This window comes from Photobacterium sagamiensis (genome assembly GCF_050337085.1).
In the GTDB taxonomy this organism is placed as follows: Bacteria; Pseudomonadota; Gammaproteobacteria; order Enterobacterales; family Vibrionaceae; genus Photobacterium; species Photobacterium sagamiensis.
In genome coordinates this window covers 83,984-105,261 of sequence record NZ_JAKJSP010000015.1, presented here as the reverse complement: position 1 = coordinate 105,261, position 21,278 = coordinate 83,984, and the positions used below count along the sequence as shown (strand labels likewise).

23 protein-coding genes are annotated in these 21,278 nt (G+C 47.0%); 19 read left to right on the top strand and 4 right to left on the bottom strand.

What is annotated here, in order from left to right; translation table 11 throughout:
• The first annotated feature begins 53 nt into the window (after positions 1–53).
• The 19 genes from flgG (at position 54) to L4D76_RS06100 (ending at position 17,395) form a co-directional block, all read left to right on the top strand.
• On the top strand, positions 54–839 hold the full coding sequence (gene flgG, locus L4D76_RS06190; protein WP_428440047.1) for a flagellar basal-body rod protein FlgG: 786 nt from the start codon (positions 54–56) through the stop codon (positions 837–839).
• 10 nt (positions 840–849) lie between these two features.
• Positions 850–1,509 (top strand): flagellar basal body L-ring protein FlgH, encoded by a 660-nt coding sequence (gene flgH / locus L4D76_RS06185; RefSeq protein ID WP_428440046.1) that lies wholly within the window; start codon positions 850–852, stop codon positions 1,507–1,509.
• Positions 1,509–2,618, top strand: coding sequence for a flagellar basal body P-ring protein FlgI (locus L4D76_RS06180; RefSeq protein ID WP_428440045.1), 1,110 nt, complete (start codon positions 1,509–1,511; stop codon positions 2,616–2,618). Before flgH ends, L4D76_RS06180 begins: the two co-directional genes overlap by 1 nt.
• Positions 2,618–3,142 carry a rod-binding protein gene (locus L4D76_RS06175; RefSeq protein WP_428440044.1) on the top strand — a complete coding sequence of 175 codons (525 nt, stop codon included), beginning with the start codon at positions 2,618–2,620 and terminating at the stop codon, positions 3,140–3,142. Before L4D76_RS06180 ends, L4D76_RS06175 begins: the two co-directional genes overlap by 1 nt.
• A complete protein-coding gene (flgK, locus tag L4D76_RS06170; RefSeq protein WP_428440043.1) occupies positions 3,139–4,545 on the top strand; it encodes a flagellar hook-associated protein FlgK in 1,407 nt (468 codons plus the stop codon). The genes L4D76_RS06175 and flgK overlap by 4 nt, the downstream gene beginning before the upstream one ends.
• Positions 4,546–4,572: 27 nt before the next feature.
• Complete coding sequence (gene flgL / locus L4D76_RS06165) at positions 4,573–5,487, top strand: flagellar hook-associated protein FlgL (RefSeq protein WP_428440042.1); 915 nt, start codon at positions 4,573–4,575, stop codon at positions 5,485–5,487.
• Between the two features lie 56 nt (positions 5,488–5,543).
• Positions 5,544–6,629, top strand: coding sequence for a hypothetical protein (locus L4D76_RS06160; protein WP_428440041.1), 1,086 nt, complete (start codon positions 5,544–5,546; stop codon positions 6,627–6,629).
• Positions 6,630–6,962: 333 nt separating this feature from the next.
• Complete coding sequence (locus tag L4D76_RS06155) at positions 6,963–8,177, top strand: flagellin N-terminal helical domain-containing protein (protein WP_428440040.1); 1,215 nt, start codon at positions 6,963–6,965, stop codon at positions 8,175–8,177.
• A gap of 246 nt (positions 8,178–8,423) precedes the next feature.
• Positions 8,424–9,986, top strand: a complete 1,563-nt coding sequence (gene fliD, locus L4D76_RS06150; protein WP_428440039.1) for a flagellar filament capping protein FliD — start codon at positions 8,424–8,426, stop codon at positions 9,984–9,986.
• Positions 9,987–10,005: 19 nt separating this feature from the next.
• Positions 10,006–10,413 (top strand): flagellar export chaperone FliS, encoded by a 408-nt coding sequence (fliS, locus tag L4D76_RS06145; RefSeq protein ID WP_428440038.1) that lies wholly within the window; start codon positions 10,006–10,008, stop codon positions 10,411–10,413.
• Entirely contained in the window at positions 10,403–10,690 is a 288-nt protein-coding gene (locus L4D76_RS06140; RefSeq protein WP_428440037.1) for a hypothetical protein, read from the top strand. Before fliS ends, L4D76_RS06140 begins: the two co-directional genes overlap by 11 nt.
• Positions 10,691–10,693: 3 nt before the next feature.
• Complete coding sequence (locus L4D76_RS06135) at positions 10,694–12,031, top strand: flagellar hook-length control protein FliK (RefSeq protein WP_428440036.1); 1,338 nt, start codon at positions 10,694–10,696, stop codon at positions 12,029–12,031.
• 20 nt (positions 12,032–12,051) lie between these two features.
• Positions 12,052–12,534, top strand: coding sequence for a flagellar basal body-associated FliL family protein (locus L4D76_RS06130; protein WP_428440035.1), 483 nt, complete (start codon positions 12,052–12,054; stop codon positions 12,532–12,534).
• A gap of 11 nt (positions 12,535–12,545) precedes the next feature.
• Entirely contained in the window at positions 12,546–13,301 is a 756-nt protein-coding gene (locus L4D76_RS06125; protein WP_428440034.1) for a FliA/WhiG family RNA polymerase sigma factor, read from the top strand.
• Between the two features lie 12 nt (positions 13,302–13,313).
• Complete coding sequence (motA, locus tag L4D76_RS06120; protein WP_428440033.1) at positions 13,314–14,162, top strand: flagellar motor stator protein MotA; 849 nt, start codon at positions 13,314–13,316, stop codon at positions 14,160–14,162.
• A gap of 6 nt (positions 14,163–14,168) precedes the next feature.
• Positions 14,169–15,161 (top strand): flagellar motor protein MotB, encoded by a 993-nt coding sequence (locus L4D76_RS06115; protein ID WP_428440032.1) that lies wholly within the window; start codon positions 14,169–14,171, stop codon positions 15,159–15,161.
• The gene (locus tag L4D76_RS06110) at positions 15,161–15,364 is read left to right on the top strand and encodes a hypothetical protein (RefSeq protein ID WP_428440031.1); all 204 of its coding nucleotides are present in this window, start codon (positions 15,161–15,163) and stop codon (positions 15,362–15,364) included. The genes L4D76_RS06115 and L4D76_RS06110 overlap by 1 nt, the downstream gene beginning before the upstream one ends.
• A 101-nt stretch (positions 15,365–15,465) precedes the next feature.
• A complete protein-coding gene (gene parM / locus L4D76_RS06105; RefSeq protein WP_428440030.1) occupies positions 15,466–16,578 on the top strand; it encodes a plasmid segregation protein ParM domain-containing protein in 1,113 nt (370 codons plus the stop codon).
• On the top strand, positions 16,571–17,395 hold the full coding sequence (locus L4D76_RS06100; protein ID WP_428440029.1) for a hypothetical protein: 825 nt from the start codon (positions 16,571–16,573) through the stop codon (positions 17,393–17,395). The genes parM and L4D76_RS06100 overlap by 8 nt, the downstream gene beginning before the upstream one ends.
• A gap of 90 nt (positions 17,396–17,485) precedes the next feature.
• On the opposite strand, the gene L4D76_RS06095 is transcribed toward L4D76_RS06100, so the two are convergent.
• The 4 genes from L4D76_RS06095 to L4D76_RS06080 form a co-directional block, all read right to left on the bottom strand.
• Positions 17,486–19,189 (bottom strand): sodium:solute symporter family protein, encoded by a 1,704-nt coding sequence (locus L4D76_RS06095; RefSeq protein WP_428440028.1) that lies wholly within the window; start codon positions 19,187–19,189, stop codon positions 17,486–17,488.
• 10 nt (positions 19,190–19,199) lie between these two features.
• The gene (locus L4D76_RS06090) at positions 19,200–19,466 is read right to left on the bottom strand and encodes a DUF4212 domain-containing protein (RefSeq protein WP_428440027.1); all 267 of its coding nucleotides are present in this window, start codon (positions 19,464–19,466) and stop codon (positions 19,200–19,202) included.
• A gap of 203 nt (positions 19,467–19,669) precedes the next feature.
• The gene (locus tag L4D76_RS06085) at positions 19,670–20,302 is read right to left on the bottom strand and encodes a MarC family protein (protein WP_428440026.1); all 633 of its coding nucleotides are present in this window, start codon (positions 20,300–20,302) and stop codon (positions 19,670–19,672) included.
• A gap of 319 nt (positions 20,303–20,621) precedes the next feature.
• The gene (locus tag L4D76_RS06080) at positions 20,622–21,260 is read right to left on the bottom strand and encodes a response regulator transcription factor (protein ID WP_428440122.1); all 639 of its coding nucleotides are present in this window, start codon (positions 21,258–21,260) and stop codon (positions 20,622–20,624) included.
• Between the last annotated feature and the right edge of the window lie 18 nt (positions 21,261–21,278).

The following is a 21,278-nucleotide window of genomic DNA, read 5'->3' as shown; positions in this document are numbered from 1 at the left end:
TTCGTCGATAAAACAGTTCGTAGAGAAAATAGTACTTTTCAGGAGTAATACACATGCACGCAGCTCTTTGGGTCAGTAAAACTGGTCTTGCGGCACAAGATACCCAAATGCAGGTTATTTCAAATAACCTGGCAAACGTCAATACAGTGGGCTTTAAACAAGATCGCGCTGTATTTGAAGATCTGTTTTATCAAATGAAAAAACAGCCGGGTGCAATGACCGACCAGCAAAATGAAAACCCAGGCGGTCTGCAATTAGGTAACGGCGTACGCACCATTGGTACTCAAAAGTTAATGAAAACGGGGGCTTACCAAAATACGGAACAACCAACCGATTTAGCCGTGCTGGGTTCTGGTTTTTTCCAGATTGAGCTGGCCGATGGTAATACCGGTTATACCCGTAATGGTCAGTTCCACCGTAATTCAGAAGGCATGATGGTGACGGCTGCGGGTTTACCGTTAATGCCAAATATCGAGATCCCGGAAAATGCGACCAACTTCAGTGTTGGTACCGATGGCATGGTCTCAATCTCAACGGCTGATGATCCGCAACCGCAAGAAATCGGTCAGATCACCCTGGCGAACTTTGCCAACCCTGCGGGCTTAGAGTCGCTGGGCGGTAACTTATTTAGAGAAACCGGCGCATCTGGCGCACCGATTGAAGGTGTGGGAGGCGAAGACGGTTTAGGTCAAATCAGTCAGTTTAGCCTTGAAGGTTCAAACGTTAACGTTGTCGAAGAAATGGTCAATATGATCACCACCCAACGTGCGTATGAAATGAATGCCAAAGTGGTATCAAGTGCCGATCAAATGCTGAAATTCGTCAGTCAATCAATGTGAGTATAGCGGCATGTTACGCGTTATTTTTTTACTGGGTACTCTGTTTCTGACGGGGTGTGCGCCAGTCTCAAGCTTTGTTGATGTGCAGCCGAAAGAGAATGTGCCCGACATGGCGTTCCCTGAATATACCGTTGACCCTGATGGCAGTCTGTTCAGTGCCAACTATGGTATGGCCCTGTTCCAGGATCGCCGGGCCTTTCGTCTCGGAGATATTTTAACGGTTGAGCTTGCTGAGCAGACTCGCTCCAGTAAAAAGGCAGGTACCAGTTACGGTAAAGACAGTAATGTCGAGATTGCCGTTCCAATGATTGCCGGGAAAGTACAACCGAAAGGGCAGTTTTCCCTTGACGCTGAGCGTGACTTTAAAGGGTCTTCATCCAGCTCACAGCAAAACTCACTCTCGGGCAGTATCACCGTGATGGTGGTAGAAGTTTTGCCTAATGGTGTGCTGCGAATTCGTGGTGAAAAGTGGCTGAAGCTCAATCAGGGCGATGAATATATTCGTCTGTCAGGTCTGGTACGGGTCGATGATATCGACGGCACCAACCGTGTTTCTTCCCAGCGTTTGGGTGATGCCCGAATTACCTATTCTGGCCGGGGAGCACTCGCTGATGCGAATGAAGCTGGCTGGTTATCTCGATTCTTTAATAGCTCTTGGTTCCCAATCTAATGGTTATAAAAAAACACCTTATTGGTTTACTCCTTATTCTGTGTCCGTTATCGCTTCAAGCGCAACCATTGTTAAGTGTGGTTGATATTCAAGGGATCCGTGAGAACCAGCTTGTCGGTTATGGCTTGGTTGTGGGCTTAAGTGGCACGGGTGACAAAAGCCAGACCAAATTTACCTCACAGTCGGTTAAAAACATGCTGAGCCAGTTTGGTGTTCAGTTACCGGCTAATGTTGATCCGAAATTAAAGAACGTCGCAGCGGTGGCGGTTAATGCCACCCTTCCAGCCCTTGCCAGTAAAGGCCAGTCTTTAGATATCACGGTGTCATCGATTGGTGATGCAAAAAGCCTGCGTGGCGGTACCTTGTTGCTGACGCCGTTAAAAGGGGCCGATGGTCAGATCTATGCCGTTGCCCAAGGTAACCTTGTGGTTGGTGGTGTGGTAGCGCAAGGCAGTGGTGGTAGCGGTATCACCATTAATATTCCCACCGCGGGCTTAATTCCCAATGGCGGTATTATTGAGCGTGAAATTTCATCCTCGTTTTTAACCGCTTCAATGGTTGTTCTTAATTTGAAGAAACCAGGGTTTAACACGGCTCGAAACATCGAAAAAGAGATCAATAAACTCTTTGGCCCCGATGTCGCGTTGGCGCAAAGCCATGCGCGTATAAATGTGCGTGCCCCGCATGATCCGAGTCAGCGTGTGACTTTCTTGGCGATGCTTGAAAATTTAGACATTGAAACCGGCCCGCGTCCGGCACGGGTGGTATTTAATGCCCGAACCGGCACCATAGTGGTGGGTAAGAATGTCAAAGTACATACTGCCGCAGTCAGCCACGGTAATCTGACAGTGAGTGTATTGGAAAAATCCAATGTCAGTCAGCCCAATGCCTTTGGTCGTGGCAATACAACGGTGACCCCCGAATCTGATGTCTCGATTGATCAGGAACGCGGCAAAGTGTTTATCTGGCCTGACAGCGATGAAGGTACTGCCCTGCAAACCATTGTAGATGCAGTCAACAGCCTTGGCGCCACCCCCAACGATCTCATGGCCATTCTGATCGCATTAGATGAAGCCGGAGCATTAGACGGTGAGCTGGTGGTGTTGTAATGAAAATTATTGATAATGAAAATAACCCCGCGCTGTATAACGACTTAACCAGTATTCAGAACATCAAAGCCAATACAGATAAGCAAGAAGCGTTAGAACAAGCGGCGGGGCAGTTTGAAGCCGTGTTTTTACAGACGGTATTGAAGCACATGCGTCAGGCATCGGATGCGATGCAAGATGAAGAAGAAGGGGTGTTTAACAGCCGCCAGCAGAAGTTCTATCGTTCGATGCACGACAGCCAGATTGCGGTTGAAATGAGTCACCGGCAGAGCTTAGGCATTGCCGATATGCTGGTCAAACAACTTGGCCAGCATGAAGCATTTAAGCCGCAGCAACAACTGGTCGCTGTTAATGTACAGGGTGAGGCGATGCCTTCCGGGCTCCATTTACCGTCGGGTGCGGTGAGTCCGGTATTCAATGAAACCGAACGCCCTTACAGTAAAGCATCACAGCCACATTGGTGGCGCGATAGTACGCCCTTGTCTCAGCAACTTAATAACCATTTTGATGACGAAGAACTATGAGCTTAATTAATATCGGTTTATCAGGCATGAATGCCTCCAATGCGGGGCTTTCAGTCACAGCGCATAACATTGCTAACTCGATGACGCCAGGTTACAGCCGTCAGCGTGTCGGGTTTGGTGCTCAGATGGATACTGGCTCCCAAGGTGCCGGTGTCGGTGTCAGCAGTGTTGAGCGGATGGCCGATAATTATCTCAATCAGCAGATCTATAAACAGAAAGGCTCATGGGGATTCAACGCAATCAGCTCTCAATATATGCAGAAAACTGAGATTCTGCTTAATAATGACAGCACCAATATTAATACCGGCTTAGACCGTTTTTATGCCTCATTAAGTGAAGCGTCTGCCGCCCCTCAAGATGTCGCATTTCGCCAGACTATTGTTAGTCAAAGCCAATCTATGGTGCAGCGTTTCAATAACCTGAACTCGCAGCTTGATAGCCAAAGCAAGCAAGTGGGCGGGCAGTTAGATGCCTCGGTATCTGAAGCCAATACCTTAATTGCGGGCATTGCCAGCATGAACGAAAGTATTCGTGATGCCGGTGCCAGTGGTAAAAGCATGACTGACTTGCTCGATGCCCGAGATGAATCCATCCGCGAGCTATCGGCACTGATGGATGTCAATACCATGTACAGTGATGACGGCACAGTTAGTATCACCCTTGATAAAGGGCAACCGTTAGTCAGTGGTGGTAGTGCCAGCGAGTTGAAACAAAACAATGATGGTTCACTATCATTGCAACGAGGTAATGGCACCTTAGCGCTTGATGGGGATACCGGGGGCACCATTGGCGGCTTGATTAGCTATCGTGATGGTGAACTCAAAGAGCTGCAGCATGAATTAGATGTGATGGCATACAGCTTTGCCACTCAGTTTAATGAATCGCATCAAGCGGGTTTTGATCTTAATGGTGACCCGGGTAAAGCCGTATTTGGCGGGGTTGATAGCATTGAAGGTGCCGCTAAAAATTTAACGTTATTGGTTAATGATCCCAATGAACTCGCTTTTGCCTCAAAAGCAGGCGAGCCCGGCAACAGTGAAAATCTGCAACAGCTGATTGATCTGAAAAATAAGTCGGTATCGATTGATCCGACTAAACTCACGCCTCAAGAAGCTGAAAAATATCAAACCGCTATCGCAGCATTAGATGGTAAATCTATCTATAGCGGTTACACCGGTTTAACCGGTGACTGGGCGATCAAAACCGCGCAAGTTGAAGCAGATACCGAAGCATCAAAAGCATTAGTGGGGCAAGCTCAAGGTGATCGCGACAGCATTAGCGGGGTAAACCTCGATGAAGAGGCCGCGAGTATCATGACCTACACCCAGATGTATCAGGCCAATGCGCAAGTCATTTCAACCGCGCAACAGCTGTTTGATGTCACCCTGTCGATGTTTCGTTAATCGGTATTAAAAGAAAAGGAAAGAGACATGCGTTTAAGTACAGCCCAGCTTAATACCGTTATGCTAACCAGCATGCAAAGTTCAACGACCGGGGTGAACAAATCATTTATGCAGATGAGTTCGGGCGAGAAGATGCTCAAACCATCTGATGATCCGCTGGGTTCAGTGCAGTTAATGATGCTGGATCGCGAACAGGCCAATATCAGCCAGTTCCAGAAAAATATTACCAACCTTGAAGCGCAACTGGGTAAGACCGAATCGCACCTTGATGGGTCAAATAATGCGGTATTACGCGCCCAAGAGTTGGTCGCCAGTGTATCGAATGCCAGTAACAGTACCATGGAAGGGCGTGAAGCCATCGCGACAGAATTAGAATCGCTGCTTGATCAGTTGGCCGATATTGCAAACAGCAAAAACCCCAACGGTGATTACATTTTTGCGGGTACGATGACAGATACCCAGCCAATAGCCAAAGATCCGGCAACCGGTAAGTATGTTTACGGTGGCAATGGCGATCAGCGTATGGTAAAAGTGGCCGAATCGATGAGTATTCCGGCCAACCAGACCGCAGAAGATATTTTCTTTAGTGGTGGAAGTGATATATTCAACGCCCTTGATAAAGCCATCACGGATTTACGTAACCCGGCGATTGAAGGTGCCAGCCTAACGGCCAGCGTGACCGCTGCCCAAAGTGATCTTGATGGCACATTAAATTCAATCAACCGTGCTTTGACGGAAGTCGGCGGTCAGCGTAATGCCCTGAGCATGGTGCAAGGTTCTCACGAAGATAACAAGCTGGTGAACAGTAAGTTGATCGGTGATGTGAAAGATCTGGATTACAGTGAAGCTATTTTAGAAATGAACTCTCAAATGGCCGCGTTGCAGGCAACGCAGATGACCTACAGTAAAATCCAAAATTTATCCCTGTTTAAATTGATGTGATCGGGGCGACCCGAATGAGCTAGAACTGGCTCCGCTAACTGAAAAATGAGGCCACCTTGGTTAATCAAATAACCTCCAGCCATAGTACGCTGCGCAGTAGTGACAGTACCCAAACAGATCGCGTTGCGAAGCAACAGCCGGTGGCTGCCGTCGCGAAAGTTGTTGAAAAAAAATCCAAACAAGAACAACAGCACTCGGCGGCAAGCGGTAAGCGCCGCAGTTTATTGGTGCAAACCAGCCAGGCGCATCAACAAGCTGCACAAGCACAAAGTGCGCAGAAAGCCCTGCAAAATGCCAGTGATATGCTGGGGCAAATGCGCCAGTTAGCACGCCGTTCGCTGAATGCACAAGAAGGTAAAAAAGATCAGCTGCAGCAGTCGCTTCATCAGTTGAAAAACAAACTGACCAAGCTGACCCGTGAAGCCAAATACGAAGGCGAACCGGTACTGCATCATGATCTGACCCCGCGTCTGAGTGGCGAACAGTCCAAAGAAGAATTTTCTTTTAAAGGCATGCGCTTAAATACTATGCGCAAGCAAGATGAAATTTTACGGTTTCAGTTTGACTCCGGTACCCCAAGCTCTGTTCGCATCCGGATTGATAACGATGAAAATAATCACGAGATTGCCGATAAATTTAATAAAGCCCTGGCACCCCGTAGTATTCAGGTCGATGTCGATAAATATGGCGACCTGGCCTTCAGTATCCCCAAGGCGCAATGGCCCGAAGTGAAACAAGGGGTCTGGATGTCTGGTGGCGGACAAATCTTACCCGCAGGCAATCCAGTAAAAGCCAAACTTGAGCAACGGGATAAAACGGCGGTAGAACCGCAAGATTTGGAATTTGGCAAACCGCAATCAACCCGTAAGGCGTTGGCCGATATTGAACGGATGATGCAAAAAGTGCAGCAATCATTGGCGCATATCAGCAAAGTACAACATCAGGTTAGCCAGGACTTAGAGCGGTTGGTGGCAACCAATATGATGAAGTCCGGGGTGATGAACGATGAAGGGGTGATTGAAGCCAGCTGGTTAGAAGCGCCGAATAATGTCTCTTTGCAGCTGCTTGATAATGCGGTGCCGACCTTGCTCGCCCAGGCCAATGCCTCGCGCCATAATGTGGTTGCATTGCTAGAGCCCTAGCCGTTATTAACCTGACTTCAACGTAACGTCCACGACGACATCAGTCGTGACATAAAAAAGCGAGCCTTGGCTCGCTTTTTTGCTATCTGGGATAAAAAACGTTATTGGATAGTCGTCAGCCACTCACAGATAAGCGCTCGGCCTGAACGTTGGGAGCAATCTCACCGTTATTCAGAATGGTGTAAAAAATCAGAAAAAGTGTTTAAGCAATTAAAAAGATGGGTCGCATTAAAAAGGTAACGACAGAGAAGCAATGTCTACATCGCCCCGATAGAGATGTTGCTTGTTTAATTAAAAATAACATTTTTATACCGAATTAGAGGAATACTCATCATGGCGATGTCCATCAACACTAACTTTGCATCAATGAATGCACAGCGCAACCTTATGAGCACTCAAGGCTCACTGAACGGTTCTCTGGAACGCCTGTCTACTGGCCTGCGTATTAACAGTGCAAAAGATGATGCCGCGGGTCTGCAGATTGCTAACCGTATGGACTCTCAGGTAAGCGGTCTGAAAGTAGCGCAGCGTAATGCCAACGATGGTATCTCTATGTCGCAAACGGCTGAAGGCTCTCTGCAAGAGTTCACTAACATCCTGCAGCGTCAGCGAGATCTGGCTGTGCAGTCTAAAAACGGTTCTAACTCAGATTCTGACCGTGCTGCACTGAATAAAGAATTCCAGGCGCTGAGCAAAGAGCTGGATCGTATCGTAGACACAACGACGTTCGGTAAAGGCGAGAAGCTGTTTGACAAGCTGTCTACTGGTGTTGATTTCCAGGTGGGTGCAGATGTTGATCCTAAAGATGCAGCTGCAATGACGCAGGAGGATGCAACTAAGGCTATCGCTGATGTGAAGGCAGCGCTCGGTGGCATTGATGATACAGAAGCGGGTGCCGTTGCAACTGGTGCGGCTAAATTAGGTGCTGCTGGTAATCTAACTGCACCTGAAGCGGCGGCAATGAACAAGGCGCTTGGTGTAACAACATTCAATATTGCCGATGATCTAGCTGCAGTTACTCTAACACAAGAGCAGTCAGACCTAGTTGCTCTAGCCGCGGCCGCGACAGGCTCTACTGCTAAACTTGATGGTTCTGGTATTGTTGCAGACGTAGACGGTGCCGGTATTAACGGCATGGCTGCACTGAAAACAGCAATGGATACGGCGGGCGTAACCTCTACAGGTTTCGCTGATCCAAACGTTATCAACGTAAAAGTAGACAGCGCATCACTAGCGACTGATTCGCTAGGCAAAGTTGATACGGTTGCTAGCTCTGAAACGGCAATTCAAGAAATTGATGCAATGATTGAAAATGTAGGTTCGATTCGTGCTGACCTGGGTGCGACGCAAAACCGTTTCCAGTCAACGATCAACAACCTGGGCAACATCGCTGAAAACATGTCTGTGGCTAAGGGCCGCATCATGGATGCCGACATCGCAGCAGAATCTGCCAACATGACCAAGCAGAATACCATGATGCAAGCGGGTATCACTGTGCTTTCACAAGCCAACCAGATGCCAAGCATGGTTTCTCAGCTACTACGTTAATTTTCGTAGTCAGCCTGTGGTAAGCCACGGTTTACCATATCTACCATATCTACCAGAGCGGAAGTATTACTTCCGCTTTCTTTTTATCCAGCCTTTATAAATCGACCACTTCCTTTAAAATCAATAAATTAAATGTGGTACGTTTTTTGCTTTATTGTCGTCGGAACAATGTGTTTGTGCACTGTTTTTCTGTACATGCAAGTAAAGCGGAAATAGGCGAATACACCCCTTGGCGGAGAGTAAATCATGTTAATGACAGGGTTAGGTTCAGGTATTGATTACGAAAGTATGATCGGTGCGATCGTGGGGGCAGAACGCGCCCCTAAAGATAATCAGCTCAATCGCCAAGAGGGCATGAACAGTGCCGAGATGGATGCGCTGAAAGAGATCCAGTTCACCATTAACAGCTTCCGCGACAAGGTCGAAGATCTTAACTCCAACCGCGAACTCGAAAAATTAAAGGCGGTGTTAAGTAATGAAGATGTACTGTCGGCAACCGTAGACAGCAATGCCGTGGCGGGGGAGTACAGCTTCGAAGTCACCCAGCTGGCGCAGGCCCACCGCGAGCAGCTGTTTAAGGTGAGCGAAGGCAGTACTCTGAATCAGGGGACCATCAGCTTTGGTGCGGTCAGCATAGATATTGCTACCGTGAAAGGCGATTTGATCACTGCTGAGGGGGACAAGAAAACCGCTCACCAAGATCAGGTTTACCAAGATATTGCTGATAAGCATGGCTTAGATGTGGTGGCAGATGCGGCGGCGATTAGCGATATGCTGACCAATTCCGCCAATCCGGATTTTGATCAGACCCGGCTGGATAGCTATACCAGCCAGCAGCAAGGCTACCAGGATAAGATCGACCGTCTGACCAATGATGGTGTGACCGTCGAAGAGTTACAGGCAGCGATCAATAACGATCCGGACAATGATGGCGTGAAAGCCACCCTGGTGCGCTCCGGCGATGGTATCAGCATGGTGTTGAACGGCAAAGATACCGGTGTGGCGAATGCCATAGGGGCTATCACGGTGGCGATAGCGCCGGCAGATATCAAAGGTAATGCCCTGGATCTTGCTTTGCCCGAAAATGGTCAGAAATCGCTGCAGAGTGCCCTGGATGCCACGGTGAAATTCGGCTCTATGGAGCTGACTTCGGCATCGAATAAAATGGAAAACGTGATCGATGGTATCACCCTTAATTTAAAAGCCATCAACAAACCCGGAGAGACCGTTAACGTCAAGGTCGAACGCGATGAGGCGTCGGTCAACAGCACCATCAAGTCGTTTGTTGATGACTATAACAAGATCATTGAAACCGTTAATACCTATACCAAGTCGAGTGAAGACGGCGCAGCGGCGCTGTCAGGCGACTCCGCAACACGGAGTATGGTCAGCCGTCTGCGTGGCGTGATTGGTGATGAATACAGCGCATCAACCTATAACACCCTGTCTCAGTTGGGCATTACCACCACCCGCCAGGGTACGCTGGAAATTGACCAGAAGAAGCTGGACAAGGCGTTAGAAGATGACTTCGAGGCGGTCTCCAAGCTGTTTATAGGTGACGGTGTTCAGACCGGCATGATGGATGAGATGATGGTGATCCTTGATGATTACCACAAAAATGGTGGTACCTACGATCGCCGCATTGATCTGCTGGAGTACAGCAATAAGCAGATTGCGGAAGATCGTGAAAAATTGGATTCACGAATGGAAGCAAAAGTCCTGTCATTACGAGCTTATTACGCGCGAATGGACAGCCAAATCGCCCAAATGAACCAGACTCAGAGCATGCTGGTCAGCATGTTGATGTAGCAAGAGTGAAGCACAAGAAATGATGAATCAAGAAGGCCTAGGTGCCTACCAACACTCGCAAAACCATGCCCAAGCAGCGGCTGCCAGCCCGCACCGTCTGATCCAGATGTTGCTGGAAGGCCTGCTGGATAATTTAAGCCGTGCCCGTGGTTTTATGGAACGCGGCCAGGTTGCTGATAAAGGCATGACTATTTCAAAATGCCTCGACATTTTAAATGGTCTTAGCTCGGTATTAGATGAAGAAAAAGGTGGCGATGTCACCGTCGAACTGTTCCGTTTATATGATTATTGCGGCCGCCGTCTGTTCGAAGCCAATATCAATGATGAACTCGAAGGTATTGATGAAGTGACCCGCTTAATTACCGATATTCTTGAAGGTTGGGTGGTACTTAAGCCAAACCGGGTTCAGGTCGGTAATGAGTCTTGAGCAGCAACTTCAAGGGATTTATCACAGTTTTGAAAAAGCGTTAGCGAAGCAAGACTGGGAAACCCTTGGAGCACTAGACAGCAAGTTGCAGCGTGCTATCCCGAAAATGAAACAACAGCCATTGTCTGTAGCGGATAAGCAGCAGCTACAACGGTTGAATCAGTTTTATAGCACCATGATCGCCGAGGGTGAGCGTGAGAAAACGCAAACCCAGCAGCAGATCAAGCAGCAAGAATGTAATAAAGAAGGCGTACTTGCGTACTTGCAAAACAGTTAATGAATGAGTGACATGCAAATTTCAGCCAATAGCCCAGCGCAACATGTAGCAACAAAAAACATCAGCTCAAATACGGCTTCTTCATCGGCAGCAACGTCTGACGTTAAGCCCAATGAGCTGGATGCCGAGCCGATGAGCTTTGCTCAGTTTGAGCAAAAGATAAATAAACAGCCAGAGCAACAGGAAGATCTCGCGGAAGCGGATGGTCAAGCGTTACCTTCAGCTGAAGAGCTGGCACTGCAGATAGAGCAGTTATTGGCGCAAGTAGCAAACCCTGCGGCAAGTCAACAAGCGCCTTTGTTAGTGAATGGTCAGTTAGCCAATGGCGAGGCGGGAACCGCGGGTTCGGAAGCGCTGGAACTGGCGCAGCAATTAGCGACATCAACGGCTCCTGCTTTAGCTTCGGCGACAACGGCGATGCCCCTGGCGCAATCTTTATCGGGTATGAATCCATTACCCGGGCAAGAACTTGACCAGCAAGCTGATCAATTACTGGCAATGTTAGCGGGACAAGAACCGGTAAAAGGCACAGATAAAGCGGATTTATTAGAAAGAGTGCAGCAATTTCTGACTCAGAAATCTGGTTCTTTTGCGCAGGCTAAAGCTGGTGATGGTTCCTTTGCGCAGGCTAAAGCTGGCGATGGCTCTTTTATACTGTCTAAGAATGCTGTGATGTCGCGAGATGGGGCGGTTTTGTCTGCGGATCATCCGATGGCAACCAATGAGAGTGCATTGATGGATAAGTTAGCAAACACGCTGCTGTCTGCATCAACCTCTACCTCATCAACATTATCGTCATTGGCGATGAACGTGACAAATAACATTAATAGTAATGCCAGCCAGGGGCTTAACGGCCAGAGCCCGTCACAACTGGTTGCTGCTTCTTCCAGTGTGACCCAACAGCTTCAGGCGAGTGTTGATATTACCAAGCCGGAATGGGGCCGTGATCTTGTTGAGCAACTTCGTTCTCGTTTACAGCTGAGCAAAAGCGATCAAATTCAACATGCCCATGTACGGTTAGATCCGCCAGAGCTGGGTCGTTTAGATGTCAACCTGCGCCTTGATGGTGACAAAGTCTCGGTTCATTTTACCGCGGCGCACCCGCAATTACGTGAAGCATTGGCTGCCAATGCCGAGCGCCTCCGGTTTGACTTTGACGGTAGCCAGATGCAGTTAACCGATGTTTCTGTATCAAGTGGTATGTACCAACAATCGCAACAGCAATCAGGTCAACATGATGAGCCTGAAATCATGACCAACCAGTTCATAACCGGCAATGAAGAAACGCAACAGCGTACAGCAATGACGACATCTGTTGGCCGTTATGAATCCATGATTTAAATAAATTTAAAGGTTTTGCTATGGCTGATGAAGCTAAACAAGAGAATAAAAAAATCCCACTGATTATTGCTGCGGCCGTATTGCTTATTGCTCTGGCAGGGGCTGGAGGTTGGTGGTATTTCCAACAACAAGCAAAAATCACTGGAGTTGAGCATGTTGCAAACGTACCGGTTGCTGCGATGGTTAAAAAACCGGTATTCCTCGCTCTGGACAAATTTGTCGTTAGCGTACCGGGTGACGATCGTCTTCATTATTTGATGATGGAGATGTCGGTGATGAGTTACAGCCAGGAAGAGCTCGATAAGCTACAAGACTTCCTGCCGGTAATTCGTAATGCTGTGATCACTTTATTGAGCGAACAACATTATAACGATTTCTCGCAACCAGGGATGATGAAACCGCTGCAAGTCGCATTGCGCGATAAGCTGCGTAGCGTCATGAATGATATGGCGAGCAGTAATGGTATCAATCAAGTGCTGATCACCAAAATGGTGATTCAGTAAAGGAGGCGGATGTGCACAGTGCAGCAATGTCTTATGACGCGCAAGGGCTTCATGCTTATCAAAAAAGTCATCAGCTTGGACAGAAGGCGCGTGAACAGCGGTTAGTGAACAAACACGCAGGCTTAGTTAAGCGTGTTGTTCGCCATCTTACAGCGCAAGTCACAACGGTGATGTCGTTAGAAGACATGGAGCAAATCGGGTTAATGGCACTGCTCGATATTATTCGTCGTTATTCTGATGAAGATGATGAGTCATTAGAGCGTCTGGCTGTGCAACGGGTCCGCGGTGCGATTCTTGATGAGTTGCGTCGTATGGATTGGCGTTCGCGCCGTGCACGTCAGAAGAGCCATGAACTGCGAGATGCCGAACGGGCTTTAGGTCGCCAGCTTGGGCGTATGCCAAATGATCAAGAACTTGCAGCCGAATTGGATATTGAGCAGGGAGACGTTCAACAACGGCGCGTAGATACCCAAGCTGAAAGCCTTACCAGTATGGAAGCCTTACAAGAAGATGGTGAGCAATTCTTTGGTTTGAGTTTTCAATGTAATAGCTACGAGCGCGCGGCATTGAAAAAAGCGATGGTTCAGGCCTTGGCCCGATTATCGAAACGGGAACAAGTCATGTTGAGTTTTTATTACGAGCATGAAATGAACCTGAAAGAGATCGGCTTAGTTTTTGAGTTAACCGAGGCGCGCGTTAGTCAGATCCATAAAAAAGCCCTGAAAAGTTTAAATAGTATGTTAACGGATTGGCGCGAGTCAGTTTAGCGGAGTTGTCACATGCAAGTTATTATTGGTTTCGTCATTGTATTCGGAAGCATTGTCTATGGTTACATTCATGCCTCTGGACGATTATTAGCACTTTGGCAGCCAGCTGAATTTATCATCATTCTTGGGGCTGGCTTTGGGGCAATGGTGATCTCAAACCCACCCTATGTACTAAAAAACACACTTACTCGTCTGAAAATGATGTTTGGTAAAGGCTATAGCGGAAACTATTATAAATCAGTACTCGAAATGATGTTTGAGCTGCTCGAAATCATTCGTAAAGACGGCATTAAAAAGCTCGATGATCATATTGAAAACCCACAAAATAGTAACATTTTCAAAAAATACCCGGAAGCAACACGTTCCAATGTATTGATCAGTTTTATTACTGATAATTTACGGATGATGGCAATGGGTAAAATGAATCACCATGATCTGGAAGCCGTCTTAGAGTTAGAGCTTCATACCTTAGAAGAAGATTTAATGCGCCCATCGAAAGCGCTTGGCAAAGTAGCAGAAGCGATGCCGGGTTTTGGTATTGTTGCTGCGGTATTAGGTATCGTTGTGACCATGCAGAGTATCGGTGGTGACTTGGCCTTAATCGGGGTAAAAGTAGCTGCCGCTTTGGTTGGTACATTCTTCGGTATTTTAATGTGTTATGCGGTTTTTGAACCGATTGCCGCGAGCATTGGAAACCAAGTGAAAAAAGAAATGATGGCGATGCATATGGTATCTGCCATTTTGGTTTCTCAGGCACAAGGTAAGCCAACATTATTGGCTTTAGATGCTGGGCGTAAAGTCTTGCATACTGAGGTTAAACCCTCTTTTGCGACGATGGAAAACTGGATGACAGGGCAATAATAAATCATGAATAAAGATCATCCGGTTATTATTGTTAAAAAGAGGGCGCGACGCCATCATGACGATCATCATGGCGGTGCCTGGAAGGTCGCTTTTGCCGATTTTGCTATCGCGATGATGGCATTTTTTATGGTGATGTGGTTAATGGGGATCACCACCCAAGAAGATCGTATTGAAATTCAGAACCGTCTGCAAACGGCCTCTGTTTTCGATAACATTTTCGAGATCACCAATAGCCCATATCCCATTGATTTTGACGGCAATGCCTCGCCATTTGAAAATCCAATTTATATCACGGCAAATGGTAACGAAAAGCGGGATTCGTCTGTTGCGCAGCAAATTCCTAAGGGGGATGACAATGCGAGTGCTGGACGAGGGCCTAAATTAAATTCGATGCTGGCAGGTAAACACCTTTCAACCGCACAGCTGGCGTTGCTGGCTAAAGGGTTAAAAGAGATGGTGAAAGAACTGTCTGCGTCTAATAACATCGTGCTGGAAATTGTACCGCAAGGCCTGCGAATTCTGATCCAGGATGATGATGATCATTTTATGTTTCAGCGCGGCGGTATTGAAATCACCCCTTTCTTTGAAGATATGCTGTTTAATCTTGCACCGGTGCTGGGGCAAATAAAAAACCGCATGGTGATCAGTGGCCATACTGACAGTATCCCTTTTCATCGCCGTGATTACAGTAACTGGGACTTATCGGGATCTCGGGCACTGAAAGCCCGCCAGGTGTTAGTCGACTCCGGTCTTCCGGTGGTGAATATCCTGCAAGTGGCAGCGATGGCCGCGCGTATGCCGGTGAATAAACAAGATCCGAAAAGCGGTAAGAACCGTCGTATTGAAATGATGGTTTTGACCAAGGAAGCCGATGATCAGCTGGCGTTGCTGTTTGGTAAAGATCAATTAGAGGCACAAGGCCCTGCTGTTAGCGAAGCACGAAAATATGCCGAGTCTAATCGCCCGGCGTCGCGCCTTGATGTCATGGTGAATTAGTGATTAGTTTTTTTCTGTCGGGCTTGTGGGTTGCCATTGCTTCTCAGCGTCCCCTGCAAGATAATGACCTCATTCTGGCAGTACAGACCTACCACAGGTCAAGAAGCCACGGCGTCAAGTTAGGGCTGGGAATTGAAGCTATTCGCAAGTTATTGAATGTGGATGATCAGATGTTCCCGTTGATGTTGCTGAAAGTATTATAGATTTTTTAAGGAAGACTCGTACTTCCTTATTTTTATTGGGTTTTTGTTATTTCAAATAAAACCTGTTGCATTGTATTTTGTTAAAAAGTAATTAACTTTTTATGACGATAAAACCATTTGAATATCGTCATAAAAGGTCGTTACTAATTATTATTGTGAGTGAAGTTATGACGGTATCGGCGTTTAAAATTGCGGTTGACGATGGTTCAACAAATGTAAAAGTAAGCTGGATTGAAAACAACCAGTTAAAAACCCTCGTTTCTCCAAACTCTTTCCGTAAAGATTGGAAAAGTGCTGCGTTGCGACGCGATAAAAAAGTTTATAACTACACCATTGGTACAACGAAATACACTTACGATGCAACATCAGATAAAGCATTAGAAACAACGCATGTTGATTATCAATATGATGATCTGAACCTGCTTGCTGTGCACCATGCACTGATGCAAACCGGCTTAAAACCATGCCCGGTTACGTTAGTGGTCACACTGCCGATTACTGAGTTTTATAATTCAGAAGACTGCCAGCGCAATGAAGAGAAAATCGCCAAGAAACGAGCGAACTTGATGCGTGAAATCAGCTTAAATAAAGGCGAGCTATTTGAAATTGCCGATGTTGAAGTGATGCCTGAGAGCCTGCCGGCTGTGCTATCAACCTTGATGAATTCAGATTGTAATGAGTTCTCACGTTCACTGGTAGTTGACTGTGGCGGTACAACCCTGGACATGGGGATTGTCGTTGGCCAATTTGATGATGTTTCAGCGATTTACGGCAATAACGAAATTGGTGTTTCAATGGTCACTGATGCGGCGCGTAAAGCACTGGCATCGGCAGACAGCGACTCTAGCTACTTAGTGGCAAACGAATTAATTAAACGCCGTCACGATTTAGATTTCGTTAAAGAAGTGGTTAACGACGAATCACAGATGAATACCATTCTTGATAAGATCGAAATTAAGATCCAGGAACTGGGCTCAGCCGTGGCGTATGAAGCGAAGAAATTTGCCAAAAACCCTAACCGTGTTTATCTGGTTGGTGGTGGTGCGCCGTTGGTTTATTCTGCGATTCAAGCGGCTTATGAAACATTAGGCGAGCGTGTGGTACTGATTAAAGATGCCCAGTCAGCTTTGGCTCGTGAGCTATGCCTGTACAACACCGATGTTGAAGAGGTTCACATTGAGCGTGAAACCTTAGTTGAGGTCGAAGATGAGTAATAGTCAGTTAAAGCGAGTTAACTACTCAATTTATCTTGACCCTGTCAATTCTAACACCGACCGCTATGCGGTCGGCGTTATGCAAAACTGGGCGAAAGAACGTAAAGATATGATGTCAGATCCAAGTGCAAGCGTAGCCCTGCATTACAGTCTGCACATGCACAAGAACATTTATCTGTCAGGTATGTTCCTTTACTTACTTAGCCCGGTAATTAGTAATGGCCTTGCGGGATCATTATCTGAAGACAATATTAAGATGGAAACGCTAAAGCAGCAGTTGGAAAACTGTGGTTTAGCATTACCATCTTCTGCATCTTCTTCGCCAGCGATTGATACGCATGCATTGATTTCTGAGCTGAAGGCAGCGGTTGATATGAAACCGTTGATGGCTGAAATTCAACAGTTAAAGGCTGAGTTAGTCGAATTAAAAGCGACCGAGCCTTCAGCGTCAATTATTGATACCGATGCATTAGTTGATGAGTTAAAGGTTGCAAATGATATCAGTCCGCTAATGGCTGAAATCCAGCAATTAAAGACCGAGTTGCTTGAATCAAAAGACGTCGCTGCGAAATCGCAGAACGCAATGTCAGAAAGTGATTTATCAACACTGCAAAGCAATCTGTCTGCTGAAATGAAAACGCATAGTCAGCACAGAGAAATCGCTGAATTAAAAGCGTTATTGAAGGCGCAAAATAAACTCATAAAAGCCTTATCAAATGGGCAGCCATTACCTGAAATGGAAGAGCCAGAACCTGAAATGGATTTATCGCAACAAATTGCGAGTATTCAGAAAGTGAAAAAGAAAGGCATCTTCTAATCGCAGTTAATAATATAAAAAACGGAGCTTTCGCTCCGTTTTTTGTATTGATTAAGGGGCACACCCTAGCACAACGTCAGAGATTTGTTATTAATGCTCTTGTGCTTCTCCGGCTCCTTTTGGATAACGAATCGATTCAACCATATCCTGTACTTCTGTCGGTACTTCGGCGGTAACCTTGTTCACCACAATCGATACCACAAAGTTCAGACACATACCTAGCGTACCGATCCCTTCCGGACTGATCCCAAAGAACCAGTTGTCAGGGGTACTTGCCGCCGGGTTAATGAACTTGAAGTAAATGATGTAAGACGCGGTAAACGCGATACCTGACAGCATGCCTGCAATCGCGCCTTCTTTGTTCATCTGCTTGTAGAAGATACCGAGAATGATTGCCGGGAAGAAAGATGCGGCTGCCAGACCGAAGGCGAAAGCAACAACCTGCGCGACAAAACCCGGGGGATTAATACCTAAATATCCGGCACCGACAATGGCAACAGAGGCCGCGATTCGGGCAGCTAACAGCTCTTGTTTATCGGTCATATCAGGTTTGAAGCCTTTCTTCAGCAAGTCATGGGAAATCGAGGTAGAGATAACCAGTAGCAGACCTGCTGCGGTTGACAGTGCGGCAGCCAGGCCACCCGCCGCCAGTAGTGCCACCACCCAGTTAGGCAGGTTAGCCAGCTCCGGACTTGCCAGTACGATGATGTCACGGTTGATGTTCATCTCGTTACGCTCATCGCCCGAGTAGAACATTTTTCCGTCACCGTTTTTATCTTCCCATTTAACCAGGCCTGTTTTTTCCCAGTTAGTTACCCAACCTGGCGCTTCTTCTGCCGCGACACCTTGCATATCCGGGCCATTGATTGTGTTAATCATGTTTACACGGGCAAAGGCCGCAACCGCCGGTGCTGTTGTATAAAGCAGTGAAATAAACAGTAGCGCCCACCCCGCAGAGATACGTGCATCTTTAACGCGAGGTACGGTGAAGAAACGAATAATGACATGTGGCAGACCGGCTGTACCGACCATCAGCGCGGCGCAGATGAAGAAGACGTCAACCATGCTCTTCGAGCCGTCGGTGTAGGCGGTAAAGCCGAGCTCTGTGGTTAAGCCATCAAGCTTGTCCAGTACAAAGGTTTCAGAACCTGTCAGCGTAGAGCCCAAACCAATTTGTGGAACCGGATTACCTGTCATCATGATTGAGGTAAAGATCGCCGGAACCAGGAAAGCAAAAATCAGTACGCAGAATTGAGCAACCTGGGTGTAGGTGATGCCTTTCATACCGCCAAGTACCGCATAGAAGAACACGATACCCATACCGATGATAATACCCATATTGATATCAACTTCGAGGAAGCGGGCGAATACGACGCCAACGCCACGCATCTGGCCTGCCACGTAGGTAAACGAAATGAAGATGGCGCAAAAGACAGCTACCATACGTGCAGTTTTTGAGTAATAACGCTCACCGATGAAATCAGGCACCGTAAACTGACCAAACTTACGCAGGTAAGGAGCAAGGCAAAGAGCAAGCAGCACATAACCGCCGGTCCAGCCCATCAGGTATACGCCGCCGTCATAACCGACGAACGAAATAATACCGGCCATGGAGATGAAAGAGGCAGCTGACATCCAGTCAGCGGCAGTTGCCATACCATTTGCCACAGGGTGAACACCGCCGCCAGCGATATAGAATTCACTGGTTGAGCCAGCACGGGCCCAGATGGCGATACCGATATAAACCGCAAAGGTTATACCAACTAAAATAAACGTCCAGGTTTGGATATCCATGAGTAACCTCTTAGTCTTCTTGTACGTTGAACTTACGATCAAGCGCGTTCATACGCACCACGTAGACAAAAATCAGTACCACAAAGGTGTAAATGGCCCCCTGTTGTGAGAACCAGAAACCCAGTTTAAAACCACCGATTTGGAAGCTGTTGAGGGCGTCGACAAATAAAATGCCCGCACCATAAGACACTAGGAACCAGATGGCTAACAAAGAGCCCATCGTGGCGAGGTTTTCTTTCCAGTAGGCCTGAGCCTGCTCCTTGGATTCAAACGCCATTGTTATCTCCTTACACGTCATGTTAATAATCGCGCCATAAAGCGCGTTAATGAAATGTTACCGAATGACAATAGCAACGATTTGACAGGGAAACAGTGCAACTTTAGTCGAGCCGAAAACGAGAAAATCGCCCGGAAACAGGCGATTTTGTGAAGTTGGCTGATTTTTGAGGGTGTTAATGAAATGTAACGTTAGTCTAAGGTCTAACTCATTAAATAAAAATCTTTGATCCCGAGAAGTAGGTTATTCACGGCTACAGCAGCAAGGATCAAACCCATTACCCGGCTGATAATTGCAGCGCCGACATGACCAATGTACTTCTGAATTTTATTGGCCCCGAGCATCAACAAGAGAGTAACCAGTAAGACGCTTAACATCACCAGTGTGGTGATGATTTGATCGCCGATAGCGTAGCGGTTGTTATCGGTCAGCATGACCACCGCCATCATTGCGCCTGGCGAAGCAATAGAAGGAATGGCGAGTGGATAAACGGCCAGGCTACCGAGTTCAGAATGCTGAACCTCTTGTTTGCTTAACTTACACTCTTGTTCCACTTTACCTTCACCAAAAATCATCGTGAGGGCAAAGAGAAGGAGTACTAACCCGCCCGCGGCCTGAAATGCAGGCAGTGGAATTTGCATGGCTTCAAGCAGTACCTGGCCGGCGATAATAAAAAACAGCAAGATACCCGTTGAAATACCGATGGCTTTTAAAGCCACCAGCCGACGTTGCCGGGCATTAAGATGGCTGGTTTGCGACAGGTAAACGGGTACTGAACCGATGGGATCAACCACGGCCCAGATGAGGACAAATTGGGTAATAAGGGCGCTGAGCAAAGGAACCTCCTTAAATTAATGTTAGGAGTGTTAAAGGTTTAGGTGTTTATTCTAATGTGAATTGAGTGTTTCTTAGTTATGTTAGCAAAAAACAACCATTATCATGGTTTGTTTTTGCGAAATTCGCTAACTTTATTTGTTACAAAACCTCAATTCATTAGATTTGACGGGGCGCTGTGAGGTTTATTGTTATTTTTGGCTGTTAATGGCGGCTTTTTATGTGAGGAGGTTAAAGAGTCGTGTTTATTTAAAGTAAATGGCAGGTATCAAGCTAGATGATTTGATACCTGATGTTTTTGTAACCAACTGGTTTTATGACCTACTGGGTTAAATTCATTTGCTGGAGCAAAATGACGGCCTGGGTACGGTTTTTAACGTCCATTTTTCGAAAGATTGCCGTCATATGGGCTTTAATGGTGGCCTCTGACACATTGAGTTCATAGGCAATTTGCTTGTTGAGTAAACCATCAGATAACATGCATAAGACTTTGTATTGTTGCGGGGTTAACGTCGCAATCTTTTGCGCCAGTTCGTCTACGTCGTCATCCTCTTCTTCCCCAATTCCCTCAGGGAAAAACGGTTCACCTTCAAGCACCTGATTGAGTGCGCCGATCAAAGCTCGCATATCACTGGATTTGGGGATAAAGCCGAAGGCACCATGACGGCGAACTTGCCTGATAATAGTCGCTTCTTCACTGGCGGAAATAACCACAATAGGTAAATCAGGGTACTGGTTGCGTAGTTGGATGAGGCCTGACATACCATTCGATCCCGGCATTTTTAAATCAAGCAGCAGAAGATCGACCTCGGGCTCTTTTTCTAGCAAGCTGAGCAGGGTGTCGAGCGCGTCGGCTTCCAGCAGATTGGCGCCACTGATGGCCATATGAACTGATTGAAACAGCGCATTACGGAACAGTGGATGATCATCGGCAATAACAATAGTGTACTGAGCGTCCATGGCAGTCATTTTGTAATT